The 13,838-nt window shown below is 65.9% G+C and carries 15 protein-coding genes and 2 pseudogenes; all 17 read right to left on the bottom strand.

Features of this window, described 5'->3' with window-relative positions; all coding sequences use genetic code 11:
* Positions 1–80 (bottom strand): annotated as a pseudogene (locus BAY1663_RS25220) (lytic transglycosylase domain-containing protein); the annotation flags it as partial.
* Positions 65–784, bottom strand: a complete 720-nt coding sequence (locus BAY1663_RS11315) for a TIGR03759 family integrating conjugative element protein (protein WP_037040754.1) — start codon at positions 782–784, stop codon at positions 65–67. The gene BAY1663_RS11315 and the pseudogene BAY1663_RS25220, both read right to left, overlap by 16 nt.
* Before the next feature lie 86 nt (positions 785–870).
* Positions 871–1,518: a hypothetical protein gene (locus tag BAY1663_RS11320; protein ID WP_037040756.1), complete on the bottom strand. Its 648-nt coding sequence runs from the start codon at positions 1,516–1,518 to the stop codon at positions 871–873.
* Entirely contained in the window at positions 1,515–2,081 is a 567-nt protein-coding gene (locus BAY1663_RS11325) for a PilL N-terminal domain-containing protein (RefSeq protein ID WP_037040759.1), read from the bottom strand. The genes BAY1663_RS11320 and BAY1663_RS11325 overlap by 4 nt, the downstream gene beginning before the upstream one ends.
* 127 nt (positions 2,082–2,208) lie before the next feature.
* Positions 2,209–3,417 carry an SIR2 family protein gene (locus BAY1663_RS11330; protein ID WP_023657724.1) on the bottom strand — a complete coding sequence of 403 codons (1,209 nt, stop codon included), beginning with the start codon at positions 3,415–3,417 and terminating at the stop codon, positions 2,209–2,211.
* Between the two features lie 105 nt (positions 3,418–3,522).
* Positions 3,523–5,793, bottom strand: a pseudogene (locus BAY1663_RS11335) (helicase-related protein).
* Positions 5,794–5,892: 99 nt separating this feature from the next.
* Positions 5,893–6,198, bottom strand: a complete 306-nt coding sequence (locus BAY1663_RS11340) for a hypothetical protein (protein ID WP_017462937.1) — start codon at positions 6,196–6,198, stop codon at positions 5,893–5,895.
* Between the two features lie 102 nt (positions 6,199–6,300).
* Positions 6,301–7,410: a DUF6094 domain-containing protein gene (locus BAY1663_RS11345; protein WP_037040771.1), complete on the bottom strand. Its 1,110-nt coding sequence runs from the start codon at positions 7,408–7,410 to the stop codon at positions 6,301–6,303.
* 65 nt (positions 7,411–7,475) lie between these two features.
* Positions 7,476–8,126: a hypothetical protein gene (locus tag BAY1663_RS11350; protein ID WP_037040773.1), complete on the bottom strand. Its 651-nt coding sequence runs from the start codon at positions 8,124–8,126 to the stop codon at positions 7,476–7,478.
* Positions 8,127–8,210: 84 nt separating this feature from the next.
* Positions 8,211–8,576, bottom strand: a complete 366-nt coding sequence (locus BAY1663_RS11355) for a hypothetical protein (RefSeq protein ID WP_013721853.1) — start codon at positions 8,574–8,576, stop codon at positions 8,211–8,213.
* A gap of 88 nt (positions 8,577–8,664) precedes the next feature.
* A complete protein-coding gene (locus tag BAY1663_RS11360) occupies positions 8,665–9,276 on the bottom strand; it encodes a DUF3275 family protein (RefSeq protein WP_023124351.1) in 612 nt (203 codons plus the stop codon).
* A gap of 55 nt (positions 9,277–9,331) precedes the next feature.
* The gene (locus BAY1663_RS11365) at positions 9,332–9,883 is read right to left on the bottom strand and encodes an STY4534 family ICE replication protein (protein ID WP_010792166.1); all 552 of its coding nucleotides are present in this window, start codon (positions 9,881–9,883) and stop codon (positions 9,332–9,334) included.
* Between the two features lie 343 nt (positions 9,884–10,226).
* On the bottom strand, positions 10,227–10,592 hold the full coding sequence (locus BAY1663_RS11370) for a DUF3085 domain-containing protein (RefSeq protein ID WP_023124353.1): 366 nt from the start codon (positions 10,590–10,592) through the stop codon (positions 10,227–10,229).
* A 66-nt stretch (positions 10,593–10,658) separates the two neighbouring features.
* Positions 10,659–11,459, bottom strand: coding sequence for a hypothetical protein (locus BAY1663_RS11375; protein WP_023124354.1), 801 nt, complete (start codon positions 11,457–11,459; stop codon positions 10,659–10,661).
* Positions 11,460–11,742: 283 nt separating this feature from the next.
* On the bottom strand, positions 11,743–12,459 hold the full coding sequence (locus tag BAY1663_RS11380; protein WP_033986204.1) for a hypothetical protein: 717 nt from the start codon (positions 12,457–12,459) through the stop codon (positions 11,743–11,745).
* Positions 12,460–12,709: 250 nt separating this feature from the next.
* Positions 12,710–13,102 carry a hypothetical protein gene (locus BAY1663_RS11385; protein WP_011829941.1) on the bottom strand — a complete coding sequence of 131 codons (393 nt, stop codon included), beginning with the start codon at positions 13,100–13,102 and terminating at the stop codon, positions 12,710–12,712.
* Between the two features lie 26 nt (positions 13,103–13,128).
* Positions 13,129–13,365 carry a hypothetical protein gene (locus BAY1663_RS11390; protein WP_011829940.1) on the bottom strand — a complete coding sequence of 79 codons (237 nt, stop codon included), beginning with the start codon at positions 13,363–13,365 and terminating at the stop codon, positions 13,129–13,131.
* Positions 13,366–13,838: the final 473 nt, after the last annotated feature.

A 13,838-nucleotide genomic window follows, 5' to 3' on the forward strand; every position in this document is an offset into this window, starting at 1 on the left:
AGCAGCGCGGCGCTGGCGCAGCGGATGGCGACGCGGGATGGCCGACGCGCCCGGCCCGGAGTACCTATTGCCGCTGCCATTGACCGTTCACCTCGCGCACCACGGCCGGCAGCTCGCCGGGCAGGCCCAGCGACAGCCAGCGCCCCGCATCGTGGTTGAGCGTGATGGTGCGAGCGCGCACCCTGGCCGGGTCGATGCCCGCCTGGGTGGCCCACTGCCGGATGCGCGCGTCGTCCTGACGGCTGCCGACCATGTAGAGATCGAAGGCCGTGCCGGCCGCCTGCAACTGCCGCACGCGCTGCGCGCACGGTGCGCAGTCGGCCTTGACGAAGACCGCCAGGCGCCCGGAGCCGGTGTTGCCGGCACCCTGCGCCTTGGCGCCGGGCAGGCTCACGCGCGGCTGGCCGGGAAACAGGCGCTGCCACGCCGCGTCGTAGGCCCGCTGGTAGGCCAGCGTCTTGCCGACGCGCCGGGCCTCGGCCTGCACCTGCAACTCGGCGTAGCGCCTGCGCTCCTCCTCGCTGCGGGCCTCGATGCCCAGCGCCGTGAGCGGATCGAGCTGGGGCGAATAGACCCCGAGCGGCCCCTGCATCAGCTGCCGGTAACGCGCCCACTCCTCGGGCTGAAGCCCCCACTCCCGCGCCCGCCTCTCGTCGAGCGCGGCATCGGCGCCCGGCTGCACCTGGGCGGGCACCATGCGCGAGTTCGTCACCGGGGCCGGCTGGGCGGATGCGCCGAAAGCGGCGAACAGGACGATGGCAGCGAGCAACGGCCGCAGGTTCATGGTCAGCCTCCGCCGAGCCGCCTCAAGGAGGCTGAAGCCCCCTCGGGGGGCTGCGAACGAAGTGAGCGTGGGGGTCATGGCACCTCCTACGGCACCGCAACGCGCTGCGTCTGGCCGTTCACCTGGAACACGCCCGCCTGCGCCTCGATGGACTGCAGTTGCCAGCCGCCCTCGGCATCGCCCTCGCGCAGCAGCCGGGTGCCCGCGAGCGAGGCCGCGGCGGTGGAGGTGATCGACAGAAAGCGCTCGCCTCCCCGCAGCTCCACGCCGAGCACCCGGAACGGCGGCTCCGGCACCTTGGGCTTCGTCGCAACCGGAGCGCGCGGGCGAGCGGCGGATGCCACCTGCCGGGTCTTCTCCAGGCGGGTCTCGATCCCGTTCACGCGCGCCTGCAGCGTCTGCAGGTCGACGGCCAGGGCCCTCGCCTCGTCGGCCTCTTCGAGGCGCGTCATCCGTTCGTCCAACGCCTGCCGCGCGGTGGCGAATTCGGCCTGGCTGATCGGCGCCGGCCGGCGCTTGTCCGCATCGGCCTGCCTTTCGAGATCGGCCACGCGCAGGCCCAACGCATTGATCTGCGCATCCTGTGCGCTGCTCTGGGTCTGTTCGGCGAGCCGCGACAGGCCGACGCTGTTGATGAGTGCCACGGCACTGATGAGCAGCAGCCAGAAGACCGCGGCGACCTTGAGCCAGCGCGTGCGGGAATGGCGCTCGGATGGCGCTTGGGGAAAGGTCATGGCCGCATCTCCTCGGGCCGGTCGGCGTCCGGCACGGGCGTGGTGGTGCCGGGCGGGTTGGCGGAAAGGAAGGTGGGAGCACCGTGCCGGCTGAAGCAGACCTGGCGGCTCAAGTCATCGACCGACAGCTCCCAGGCGGGGCCGGCAAGGGTCAGCAAGGCATCGCGCAGCATCAGCGGACCCAGGCGCAGGTGTGCGGCGGGCAGCGGCAGCGCGTAGAGCGCGGCGGCCTCGGCCGTATCGCAGAGCCGGTAGCCGGAGCGCAGGAGCACATGGCGCATGGCATCGCCCATGCTGGCATCGAGCATGGGCGGAATCGAGACCTCCACCGCCTGCTGCAAGAGATCACGCTGCGCGGGCTCCGGCACCAGCTCGACCAGGGTGTAGCGGCCGTAGCGGGCCACCGGAACGAAACCTGGCTCCGGCGCGACGGCGGTTGGCGATGCGGCCGGCACCGCTGGCACAGACGGCGTGGCGGTCGTGGCGCAGCCGGCGGCCAGGACGGAGCTGGCTATCGCGCCGTAGATTGTGGGAGGGCTACGAAAACGGGCGAACAGTCGCATGGTTCGGCTCCCCAGAATGTGGAGCCGTCACCATCGCTGCCGTGACGAGCGCTGGCAGCAAACAAAGGGAACTGGACGCCGACCGATTAGTGCGGTGGGTCAAGAAATCGTTGCCCTGGACAGGTACCTACGTGGCAGCGACTTTCAGCAATACCTTCGTGAATGCTTCTGGTGCAAGGAGGAACGATTGGAAGCCATCAGCCCACACCGCCGCTTTGCCACGGGCATCCACAGTCCAGCCGTCGTCCGCTTTGAAGCGTGCTTCAGCGACGTTTACCAGATCGATGCCTAGTTCATGGAACAGCGCGATGTCACGATCTTCCAACTCGAAATGGATGGTGCTGTAGAAGTCCAGCGCCTCTCGCCCCCAATAGCCGACGTAGAGAATCGGCACGTCGGGTCTGGCACGCCGGGCAGCCTTCAGGAACGTGTTCAGATGGAGATCCGCTAGCCCGCTGCCTAGCACCAGAATCAGGTCTGCCTCCATGGCCTCCCGGTTGAGCGCCGAGTAGTAGAACGCATAGGGCGACTGCTGAAGGCGGCCGAGTTTGTCCAATCCGGTGATGATCGCGCCCCGCTCGACGTGGGTGCCATCCATCCTGTCAACGCCCGAGCCATTGAATCTGGCTTGCCGACGTGCCACGGCCTTGTCATCGAACCAAACGATGTCACCGATCTGATGCTCGCCGGGCACGGAGAATCCCATATGGACTGATCCGTGTAGATGGAACAAGGCCGGCTTGCCCCACTCCGCCCAGAAAGCCTTTCCGTCGAAGTCCGAGTGATCGCCATGTCGCTGCGTAAAGCCGGTGAAGTAGCGCCCTTGGGTCGCCTGGGCGACGAAATCATCGTAGTTGGTCGTGTACACGCGAGGGACGTACTGCTGCTCCAGCACCTCGAAGAACGCAGACAAGGGATTCAATGGTAGGGCTGGGTTGTCGCAGACTTCCGAGACCTTCGCATAGATGAAATCAAGCATCGCGCTGCAGGCGGCCTTGAGTGCTTGCTCAGGGTGCGTCACAGCGGTGCCCAGGAACGGATACATCACGGGTAGGAACTTGGGAACCGCGCCTTGCTTTGCGCGCAACTGGCTGAGTTCGTGCATGACGTGATAGATGCGCTCAAAGTGGGCTTCGGCCTCGCTGGCATAGTAGGTGCGCAACTTGTCTCGAATGTCGAAATAGACCTCCGTTCCTCCCACATGGGCACAGTATTTGTCGGCCTTGATGGCGTCATCGATAAGATTCCCGAATCCAATCGTAGCGGGGATGCCCAGCTCCACCGAGGCTCCGGCCCCCATCACGACCAATGCCCTCTGCTTACCGTTCTTGTTCATTACCCGCCTCATAAAGAGATCGAAGATAACCTAACAGAAGGCAGCCCCGAAGGGCCGTGGAAAGAAGCCGGCGACCCCGAGGGGCCGCCGGCATGAGCACATGGATCAGACCGTGACAAGCTGCCGTGCCAGTGCCACCTCCACCGAGTCGCCGTCCTGATTCAGGACATCGAGCCCGGACTCCGGCACGTCGCCCGACGTGCTTTGCGACACCATGATCTTCCGGGCCATCAACCCCAGGCAGGTCATCTGCGAGGAGTTGGCGTAGCCGAGGTAGATCACGCGCACCGGCTGCTTCTGGCCGATGCGCCATGAGCGCCGCGCGGCCTGCTGCAACGAATACACGTTGTAGCCCGACTGGAGGAACACGATGGTCGGGAACTCCAGCAGGTCCAGGCCGGTTTTCACCAACTCGGGATTGGTGATGAGCACGTCGATGCCACGGTCCAACTGCTCGGCGATCCAGTCCTCGCGGCGGGAGGCATCCACGCTCGCGCGCAGTACCGCCACCTTGAAGCCTTCCTGCTCCAGCAGCACCTTCAAACGCGACGTGGTGTCGCGCGTGCCGGTGTAGACCGAATAGACCAGGGTCTTGCGACCTTCTGCCTTCTCCTGCTTGCAGATCTCGATCAGCTCGCGTTCCTTGGGCATCACCTCCAACTCGTTGAACTGAGCCGGCACGAACGCCAAGGTGTTGCGCGTGCGCGGATGCACCACGGTTTCCGACCGGAAGCAGCAGTCCGGCCAGGCCAGCAGCACGTTGAGGACCACGCCGAGCAGCGTCGTGTCGCGCTTCGCCAGGGCCTGCTTCAGCTCCTGGGTCAGGCGACCCGCCAGATCGCGGTAGGCCGCGGCCTGCGCCGTGTCCATCGCGACTTCGCGGAACTCCTCGTCGTAAGGCGGCAACACATTGCCGCCGATGTCCTTCAACTTGAGGAATACCGTGAACGGCAGGACGCACCGCAGTACGCCCTTGGGACCGAAACCCGGCGCCTTGACCGTGCGCACCGATACCTTGGTGCCCTTGGCCGTCTTGTGCGCCGTGCCCGTGCTCTCGGAATAGATGTCCTTGAGCACGCCGTGATCGCGCATGAACGCCATCGCGGCCGACGTCATGCTGCCGTTCTTCGTCGGCCGGTAGCCATCTTCGATCATCCGCCCCGGCAGGCTCGGAACAGCAGGTGGAACAGGTCGTCGCCGTAGCCGCCCATCAGTGTGCCGGTGAGCAGCAGCGTCTTGCGCGCTTGGCCGCCAACACCCCCATGGCCTGGCCCTGAGCGGAGCCGCCGTTCTTGTACTCGTGCGCCTCGTCGGCGATGAGCAGGTCGAACGTGCCTTGGGGAAGCTGCCTCTTGATGAACTCGGACGGCTGGTAGCCGCCCTCGCCGAAGCCGAACTCCATGTTGGCCATCGCACGTTCCATGCGATGGGCTTGCCGGTCCGAGAAGACCAGCTCGCCGTTGCCATCCATCAGGTTGATGAACTCGTGGATATTGTCCCCGAGCATCGACGCGAGGAAGGCGTCGCCGAACTTCTGCATCAGCTTCTGCGCGGTGACTTCCCCGATGGTTGGAATACGCTTCAGCGCCTTGAGCACGGTCGAGGACTGGTCGCTGGCGGACAGACCTCTGGGACGGATCAACGACCACAGCGGTGCACGGCAGTGGCTGCATTTGCGGCGGGACTCCTCGGCTTCCAGCTCGACCGGGTTGATCGGCTCGCCGTCGAGGTCGGTGATGACGTGCCCGCAAGCCGGGCAGGCCCCCACGTCGCCGTGAGGCGTGCGCCGGCGAACGAAGACAGGTTTCCAGTGGAACCCCATCCGCATCCGCACGCGGCCGAGGACGAAGAACTCCTGGCCCTGCGCCGGCACGCCCAACTGCTCGCGCAGTTTCAGCAGCTTGACCAGCGTGTCCGGGCCATTGAGCACCCAGACCTTGGCACCGGCCACCGTCTCCTGGATTTCGCGCCGCCACTTGTAGACCAGGTGGGGTGGCGAGAGCACCAGGGTGCGGCGGTAGCCTTCGGCGTTGAGCACGGCGGCGGTGGCAATACCCACCGTCGTCTTGCCGCAGCCCATCTCGCCGTTGACGATCGCGGCGCGTTCGCCGCGATCGACCAACAGCTCGGTGACGGCGTGGACCACATCGCTTGCGCCGGGAACAGCTTGCGCTTGAGCGCGGCGAGGATCAGTTGCCGATGCACCCGCACCTGGCCGGTGTAGACCGGCGGATTGGCGCGGTTGAGCGAATCGAGCAGCTCGTCGCCGAACTCCGATACGAAGTCCTGCAGGCTGAGCGTGAGAGGTGAAGCGGCCGCTTCGAGCAGGTCGCCCTGCACAGCGGTTTCGGGAACAGTTTCGAGATCGAGGGACATGGTGATGCTCCAAAGCAATGGGGCATGCACCTCCCCCACGGGGCGGTGACATGCCCCTGGGTGGGAAGAAAGAAGCGGCGCGAGACCGCTGGATGCGGATCAGTATTCGCTGGGCAGCAGCAGTGTGGTGACGCTGCGATCCCATTCGGTGATGATCCAGAGCTTCTGGTCGGACGTGACCTGGTAGGACGAGAACAGACGATCCTCGCCGGACTTCAGCGCGGCGTCGTTCTGCCGCCGATCGCTGTCGCTCAGGTCGCCCCATTCGCCATGAAGATGGCGGCGCAGGTACGGCGTGGGGTTGAGCCGACCCTGTCGGACCAGCTCGTCGACGCCGGCGGTCATGACCACCTGCCCGGGCGAAAAGCGTGCTTGTGACGCGAGGTTGAGGACTGCGAGTGCCATGGTGGTTTCTCCTTCTGGAAGAAGGGGCCACGGCACCCCCATCGGGGCAACGTGACCCCGGTGGGTGGATGAAAGCGACGGCGAACCGTCAGGGAACAGCGATCAGCGGATGGTCAGCACTTCGCCCCACGTGGGCGAGCCCAGCGTCAAGTCCCATGCACGAATGACCGGCACGAACTTGTCGGTGAGGATGCGTGTCTCGGCCACGGAGCCGTCGTCGCGTTCGGTGTATTCCGTCTGGAGCATCTTCTCCTTGTGGGTGTCACCTTTGACGACGAGCACGCGCCCGCTCTTGGACGTCACTACGCCGGAAATCGCGCCTGCGGCCAAGGCCAGGGCGAGATGCCAGTGCGACAAGGCCCGCGCGGGCGGACGCAGCGACTGCTGCGCGGCGCCCAGATGCGTATCGAGCGCGGGCCAGAGTCCTTGCAGCCGGCCGACTTCATCGGCGAACTGCTCGGGCTCCATCGTCACGCGATAGAAGTGCTCCGGCTCGGCCGGGCTGGCAGGGACGGTGTACGGCAGGAACGGCCATTCGAGTGGCAGCTCCTCGGCTTCGGCGTCACCCTGTCCGATCTGCAGCAGCAGACCGCGCACGGCTTTGGCCGATTCCGATGCCTGGTCGCGCTGACGAATCCTGCGACCGAAGATCACCACCTGCTTGAACTGCGTTTCCACCGCACGGTAGATGCGCAGGTCGGCGAAGTGGCGCGTCAGCCATCCGACCAGCTCGGCGTCGAGCACGTAGTGCGGCACGATGAAGATCAGCACGCCACCGTACTGCAGCAGCGGCAGCGCGCGCTGATAGAACAGCTTTTCTAGCCGCGCACGGCCCTGGCCTTGATAGCCGATGTTGCCGTTCACGTCCTTGCTCAGGTCGCCATACGGCGGGTTCAGCCACAGCAGCCCGAATGACTGGCGCGAGATCAGCGTGTCCATCAGGTCACCGTGGATGCAGCGATCGACCAGTTGCCGTGCGTGGCGGGCACGCTCGGCGTCGTACTCGACGACGAAGGCCTGGACCTGCTCGCGCCCGAGGGCGTGGGCGGCTTCGGCAATCGCCACGCCTTCGCCGGCGCAGGGATCGAGGATGGACATGGAGCCGGGAGACGGCGCCAGTGCGGACAAGGCCCGCTCCAGCGTCGGTTCGTCGGTGGGGAAGTAGCCGTTACGAATGAAATTGCGCGCCAGGCGCGGAAACATGAGTGCCATGGATTTCTCCTGATGATGGATGAGGGAAGGCGGGCACGCGCGGCGCGCATGCCCGTGGGGATGGTTCACGCCACACGCCGAAGCGGTGCGTTCGCGGCCAGTTCGTACTGCGTGGCGCCGAGGGTGCCGTTGCGAATCAGTTCGCCCAGCGCCTTCGTCAGCGCCGGGACATCGAGGGCCAGCCGATGGCCTTCCAGTGGCCCGAGGGCCAAGGGAAGACCGGTCAGCATCCGCCGTGTCTGCAACAGCTCCAGCACGGTGTCGCGCCAGTGGTCGAGCAGTGGCAGCGGGCAGGTGTCCTGCACCAGCGTCCACAGCCGGTCGAGCCGGAGCGCGGAATCCCTGGGCAGAAGCGCCAGCGCGCTGGCGTTGGCCTTGTCTGGCTTCACGCAGCGACGATCGAACAGCCACACATTCGTCAGCGAACCGAACAGCGTTCGCCGATAGGCGCGGGTGATGCGCTTTTCCAGGTTCTCGACGTTGCCGACGAAGACCGGGATGGAAGCGCCCTGCTCGGTGATGACGTGGAACTGATCCAGTCCCTGTTCATCCCGGCCGAGGGTCAGGCGGGCGAGGAACTCCTGAACGGCGGTGTCGCGCGCCCAGATCGACAGAAAGACGAGATTGCCCTGCTCGTCACCGACGCAACCGTCGGCCATGAGGTCGGGGCATTCGTCGATGCGGTACAGCGGTTTCGCGGAAGAAGGTGCAGGCATGGTGATGTCCTCTTGAAAATGAAGGAGCAACCACAGCCCGCGGGGCCATGCTCGCCCCGGTTGGGTGAAGGAAGATGCGTGCCGCTAGACGGCGCGTCCCGCGTGGAAGCGGTGAACCCGCTCGCGCCACTCGGAGCTTTGCACCGGCGCCATGTCGAGATAGCGCAGCGGACACGAGTAGTAGTACGGATGCACGGACTCATCGAGGGACTTGTAGCCCCAATCGCCGCCCGAGCTTTCCAGCAGATTGCAGCCGATGTAGCAGACGGACTCACCGGCCGCGAGGCCCATGACGCCCGCCTGCATGGCGGTGACGCGAACCACGGTCCACAGAACGTCGCCGTCCAGCGTGTGGTCGATGACTTCGCAGCAAGCGCGTTCGGACGCCTGCGGAGCGAGCAGCTCGCGGATCAACTGATCGCGCGTCTGACGAACGAAGGTCCAGCCCATGAGGGTCTCCTTGAAGAAAAGGCCGGACCCCTCCCCGTCGGGGGAGAACCCCGGCGGGTGGCGGAATGCCGCGCAAGGCGGCGATGGATCAGGCAGCTTTGAGGTGCCAGTCCTGGGACAACGGAGCGAACTCGTAGCCCAGCTTGTCGAGACGGTCGCGCTGCTGACGCAGCACACGACGATCCACGGTCGCATCGAGCTTCACGGTCTCGCCCAGGGGCCACAAGGCACCAAACAGCACCGCGTCGTCTGCCTCGGCCGAGGCCGCAGCGGACACGGGAGCCGATTCGCTGCCGAACGGCGTGGTATCGACCAGGGGATCACGCGGACTGCGCGACTTCGCCTTCGGCTTGGCCGGGGGCGTTGCCGGCGCGGGCGTCTGCGCTTCCTCGTCGATCGGATCGACTTCCTGCGGACTCAGCCGGCGGGCCTCGTCGCGGCTCAGGGCGTCGATGTTGGACAGCGTCATCCCGCCCAGATGGGCGCGGATCTCGATGACCATGCGGCCGTTGGCGTTGTACGTGGAGGGGCGAATCTCGACGATGACGAAATCACCGTCGTACTTGCCCTCGCGGTACTGATCGAGTTCGGCGTTCTTCACGACGAACTCGCCGATCGAGGTCGCCAGGCGGCCGACGTTGAAGTCGCCGTTCCTGCCGTGGATGGTCTTGATGGCCAGTTGGCCGGGAATGGTGATCATGAAGGTCTCCTGCGGACGAAGAGAAGACAAGGCCCCGGGGATGGGGCCTTGCGGATCAGAACGACTCGGCAACGGCCAATGCGGGGGCATCGGCAGCGTCGTCGGCAGCATCGGCGACGGGCCTGGAAGGCTCCGGTGCCGAGGCTTGCTGCGCGGCGGGCGCGTCGGACGTCACAGGGACTTCCGGGTCGCGCTCGTCGGTCTCGGTCGGCTTGGGTTCGGCCTTGTAGACGAGCTTGCCGTCGACCTTGATCCAACTGACGAACAGCAGGCGGGCCTTGAGGCTCACACCCTGCTCGCCGGCACGCTTCCCCTTGGAGTAGGTGAAGGTGTCGGTCCACAGGTCGCCCAAGCGGAAGCCGATCATCACCTTCTTCTCGGCGTCGACCGCCTGAATGCAGCGGCGCACCAGGTGCTGCGCTTCCGAACCCGATACGCGCGTGTCGAAACGCACATACGAGACGTCGTCGCTGGGACCGTTCAGAGCCGCGATGTCGCAGGCCAGGAACGCATCGCCCTTCTTGGGCTTCACTTCGCGGATGCGATTGAGATACCCGAGGCCGGTGATGTGCAGATCGAAGTAGGACTTTTCGGTGGAAGTGGTCATGGTGAATCTCCTGAGAACAATGAGGCGGAGACACACCCGACCCAAGGCGGGGAAGGTGTGGAACCCCGCGTGGGTTGATGGAACAGCTTGGTGGCATCGCCATCGAGAACCGATGGCCGTTCGCGCATGGATGCCGGTGCGAACTGGGGTGATCAACGCGGTCGGAACCGCATCGCAGCCTTGAAGATCGTGGCTGCCTGGGCATGTCGCTGACGGACGTCAGCGGAACATGGGCGGAAGCGTGGCGCCGGGGCGGCGCGCATGCGAGCGGTAATTGGCACTCGCGGCTGTCCGCATTGCCGGGAAGAAAGAGGCCCCCGGAGCGGGGGCCAGGGATGGGCGGTCAGTTACCGCTGGGCGCGGAAGGAACCGCCTGCAGCGACAGGTGTGTCGCGGTGGCGGACACGTCGAGATCGTCCTCGCTGTGCAGGATGCACGCAAACACGCCCTCCTTCGGATCGAAGAACTCGCCAAAGTCATCGCCGCCGAACTCGGCGCGCGCCAGCTCCCACCAGTCATCGAACGCATCGACATCCGGGTTGCAGCCAGCGGCATAGGCGATGGTCTTCTGGCGACCATCGGGTCGGCGCTCGCCGCGCTCGGCCAGGAAGTACACGCCCTGATCCTTGACCAGGATGACGCGGCATTGATTCGCCACCGCTTCGGCGAGCACGGGCCGCAGCTCCGTGCCTTTGAATCGAACAGTCATGGGTGTGATCTCCAGGGATGCAGGAAGAGAGGCTTCCCGCCGCGAAGGCGGGAAGCTGCTGGGAGATCAGTGCCGGACAGCCTTGCGACCCGACAACAGGCACTGCACTCGGATGCGGCGCCAGCTCCCGTCGTCGATCAGCCGTTCCAGCGTCTCGCCGAGGGTGTCGAAGAACACCTCATCGACCCGTTCAATCAGCTCGCCGTCGCGGCGCAGCTCCACCGCGTAGAGGTCGAGGCCACGCTCATACAGCACGGTGACGCAACCCTGGAACTTCGTCGTGGCGACGGTGAAGCCGATGGCCGGCGGCGTGCGGATGATGTCGGCGGGCAGCGGATCGACCCAGGTGATGTCCCGCGCACCGGCATCCACCAGCATGTGGGTGATGCGCCGGAAGCCGTCGGGAGCGGGCAACTGCTCCAGTTGGTCGATCAGTTCCTGCAGCTCGGGGCAGCGCGGCTCGGGGATCGGCAGCTTCGCCGGTGCGGAACCGAGCACGAACCGCTTCACCGTGTAGGGCTGGCCGTCGGCGGTGAACTCGGTCTGCTCCTCGGGCGTGTCCGCCCGCTGACCGTCGAAGCGGCGTCTGACATAGGGTTCGACCTGCACCTTGGCGCCCTCGTCGGGCACCTCGGTCACGAGCGTTCGATCGAGCACCGCGAACTCGGCTCGTCCCGTCTTGACGACGATGGCCTCGTCGGTGGTGGCGATGACCTTGCCCTCGAAAGGCTTCGGGTCAATGTGAAAGCCCAGCGTCGAAACCTTGGGCTGGCCGTCGAAGATGTTGAACTTGAACGAACGGACGTTGGAAGGCACATGACCGACAACGAGCGTCGGCATCTGTGCGCGGATGGCTTGGGTATCCATGGGGAGACTCCTTGTGGCAACCAAGGGACTCCCGCCCGCAAGGGAGGTCTGTCCCTTGAGGGTGAGGTGGATGGACGCGGGTGCGCCCGGAGAACGAAACAACCAGCACGGCGAACCGCGCCGCAGTCTCGAAGGTCTCGACTGCCTGGGCATGCTGCCGGCAACGCCAGCGAACATGCGGCCAGCGTGCGGCACATGACGGCGGCCGTCCGCCTGGAATCGGCAACGCGCCGGTACCGCGTTCCGCGGAAAAGAAGAGCCCCGCACGGGGCTCAAGAGGGGGTTACTCGTCGTCGTAGAGCGTCAGTCCGTCCAGCACGGGCGCGCCGGCATCGAACACCAACATGCGAACGTCGGCGAGCGCAGCCAGGTGCAACACTTCCACGAGGGACTCCGGCATGCCCTTGGCCCGGTGCTCCTGCCGCAGTTCTTCGGCGGTGATGCCCTCGACCTGCTGCACGTTCGCATCCGTCCAGGGCGTGGCGATCAGCTTCACGCCGACCGCCGGGCTGTAGGGAATGCGGAAGGCGATGAACAGAAAACCGCTCGGCGTGGCGATGTCGGCCAGGTTGGCCAGATAGCGGCCGGCCTCCTCGGTGATGTGCGCCGAGCTGATTTCCCAGGCACGGCTGTAGAAGCCGGTCTCGAAGCGCAGGCGCCGCACCACCTCGCGTGCGGCTTCCTCGGAGTAGGTATCGCCGACGTGCAGCGGCTGGCCGGCTTCTTCGGCCATGACGGCGTAGACGAGGTTTCGGGCGATGCCGTGGCTGCGGCATTGCGCGTCCAGCTCGGGCGGCACGTTCTGGCCTTCCGTGATCAGCGCGAAGTCGTCGCAGAAGACGCAGGCATGGCGCTCGACCTGGCTGTCCGGCAGGTGCGACTGCGAGACGTGCAGCGGCAGATAGCTCAGCGGGCAGTCGTCGTCGTAGGAAATCGCCAGCAGCCGTTGCACGGACAGGCCATCGTAGCCGCGGACGAAGGGGTTGTTGGAATGGGACATGGGATTCCTCCAGCAGAGGATGGCCGAGGCAATCCCCTGCCGGGGATTGAACCCCAGCGGGTGGATGAAGTGGCAGCCGGTCAGCCGGCCGCGGCGTCGGACCGCCCTGGTGGCGGGCGGTGCGGGTCAGTGGAAGATGCTGATTCGGGACATGGCCGCTCCTGCGAAAAGAAGGAGGGACATGGCCCCGAACGGGGACGCATGTCCCTCGTGGGGTGGGATGAAAGGACGGTGGGTTGCCAGGCGCGGCTCACCAGCCGTTGTAGTGCAGCGTGAGGTCAGCGATGACCTGGCGCCGTTCCAGATCGAGGCCGCCGAAGTCGGACAGCCCCTCGAAGCCGCAACGCTTGAGCATCGCGCCACCCTCGCGGGCGTTGTAGAAGCTCACCATCGCGGACAGGAACATGCGTTGACCGCTGCTCAGCACGCCCAGGGCGTCGTTGAGCATCAGCATGTTGGGCCGCAGATCCCACTTGGTGGTGGCACGCTGCAGACCTTCGCGTGTGCCGTCGCCGAACCACTCGTGGCCGGCGATCTGCGCGCCGCGCTTCCAGGCCTCGAAGAAGGCCTGCGGTGCAGCGTCGAAGTGCGCCTGTTCCAGCGCCATCTGATCGAGCACGTCTTCGGGCAAAGACAGATTCATGAGAGGACTCCTTGAAGGGTGGGGAATCAGGGCTGAGCGCGCTGCGTCCAGGCATGGGTATCCAGGGCGCGCTGTGCTGCGAGGTGGGTGGGGAAATACTCGACGGACTCCCGCGATACCGGGCCTTCGTCGTCTTGCGTGCCGATGTATTGGCCGGCCGCGCTGCGCAGCACCTGTAGCGGCAGACGCTTGCCGGTCCAGGCCAGCGCCAGCGCACCACTGCGCACTGCGGTTGCAGAGGAAGATGCGGAAGGTTCAGACATGCCGTGCTCCTTGGTGGGTCGGGGAGCACGCATCCCACAGGGGATGGGGTTCCCCTCGGGTGGTTGAGAAAAGTGCATCGTCGCCAGACCGGCGAGCGTCCGCGGTGGGCGATGCGAAGCGGACTGGATCGGTCAACGCGGCGAACCGCGTTGCAGTCTTGAAGACCGAGACTGCCAGGGCATGCCGCTGACGACTGTCAGCAACGCATGGGTGAGGATGGGCGCGAAGCATGGCTGCCGTCGCAGGGAAAACCGAATCGCGGACGGCCCGCTTTAGGGCAGGCCCGCGTCACGGGACAAGGCAAGGACCAGGGCGCCGAAGGCCACGCGGGCCTTCGGCTGGAGAGGAAGGAAAACCACCTGTGGGCTGCGTCAGCGCAGGCCGTCGTCAAAGCCGTTCGCTGCGTCAGCAATCGCACCCGGCCCGTTTCGTGGCTGGGGCCGGAAACCTCTGGCGTGCATCCACACACAAA

It is taken from the genome of Pseudomonas sp. BAY1663 (assembly GCF_000582595.1).
Taxonomy (GTDB): Bacteria; Pseudomonadota; Gammaproteobacteria; order Pseudomonadales; family Pseudomonadaceae; genus Stutzerimonas; species Stutzerimonas stutzeri_AF.